General features: G+C 55.0%; 1 rRNA gene. It reads left to right on the top strand.

Annotated features, from left to right (window positions below):
• Window positions 1-1,396: ribosomal RNA gene (locus RBB39_RS22685) — 23S ribosomal RNA — on the top strand; the annotation flags it as partial.
• Window positions 1,397-1,428 lie beyond the last annotated feature (32 nt).

A 1,428-nucleotide genomic window follows, 5' to 3' on the forward strand; every position in this document is an offset into this window, starting at 1 on the left:
AAGGCCGAGAGGCGAGACGAACTGACTACGGTCAGGAAGTCATCGATGCCACGCTTCCAGGAAAAGCCTCTAAGCTTCAGATACTGTGAGACCGTACCCCAAACCGACACAGGTGGTCAGGTAGAGAATACCAAGGCGCTTGAGAGAACTCGGGTGAAGGAACTAGGCAAAATGGTGCCGTAACTTCGGGAGAAGGCACGCCGCATTAGGGTGAAGGTCCTCGCGACCGGAGCCTGACGCGGTCGAAGATACCAGGTGGCTGCAACTGTTTATTAAAAACACAGCACTCTGCAAACGCGCAAGCGGACGTATAGGGTGTGACGCCTGCCCGGTGCCGGAAGGTTAAGTGATGGTGTTAGCTCACGCGAAGCTCCTGATCGAAGCCCCGGTAAACGGCGGCCGTAACTATAACGGTCCTAAGGTAGCGAAATTCCTTGTCGGGTAAGTTCCGACCTGCACGAATGGCGTAATGATGGCCACGCTGTCTCCACCCGAGACTCAGTGAAATTGAAATCGCAGTGAAGATGCTGTGTACCCGCGGCTAGACGGAAAGACCCCGTGAACCTTTACTACAGCTTCACACTGGACGCTGATGTTGCTTGTGTAGGATAGCTGGGAGGCTTTGAAACCCTGTCGCCAGATGGGGTGGAGCCAACCTTGAAATACCAGCCTGGCATCATTGGCGTTCTAACTCAGGACCGTAATCCGGTTCGAGGACCGTGTGTGGTGGGTAGTTTGACTGGGGCGGTCTCCTCCCAAAGAGTAACGGAGGAGCACGAAGGTACCCTCAGCACGGTTGGAAATCGTGCAGTGAGTGCAAGAGCATAAGGGTGCTTAACTGCGAGACAGACACGTCGAGCAGATACGAAAGTAGGTTCTAGTGATCCGGTGGTTCTGTATGGAAGGGCCATCGCTCAACGGATAAAAGGTACTCCGGGGATAACAGGCTGATACCGCCCAAGAGTTCACATCGACGGCGGTGTTTGGCACCTCGATGTCGGCTCATCACATCCTGGGGCTGAAGTCGGTCCCAAGGGTATGGCTGTTCGCCATTTAAAGTGGTACGCGAGCTGGGTTTAGAACGTCGTGAGACAGTTCGGTCCCTATCTGCCGTGGGCGTTGGAGATTTGAGAAGCGCTGCTCCTAGTACGAGAGGACCGGAGTGGACGTACCTCTGGTGTTCCGGTTGTCACGCCAGTGGCATTGCCGGGTAGCTATGTACGGACGGGATAACCGCTGAAAGCATCTAAGCGGGAAGCCCCCTTCAAGATGAGATCTCCCTGAGGCCTTGAGCCTCCTAAAGGACCCAGCAAGACCAGCTGGTTGATAGGCCGGGTGTGGAAGCGCTGCAAGGCGTTGAGCTAACCGGTACTAATGGTCCGTGAGGCTTGACCATATAACACCCAAAGGGTTTTGGTCGATGATGTC

Source organism: Halomonas sp. MMSF_3323 (genome assembly GCF_030733595.1).
In the GTDB taxonomy this organism is placed as follows: Bacteria; Pseudomonadota; Gammaproteobacteria; order Pseudomonadales; family Halomonadaceae; genus Halomonas; species Halomonas litopenaei.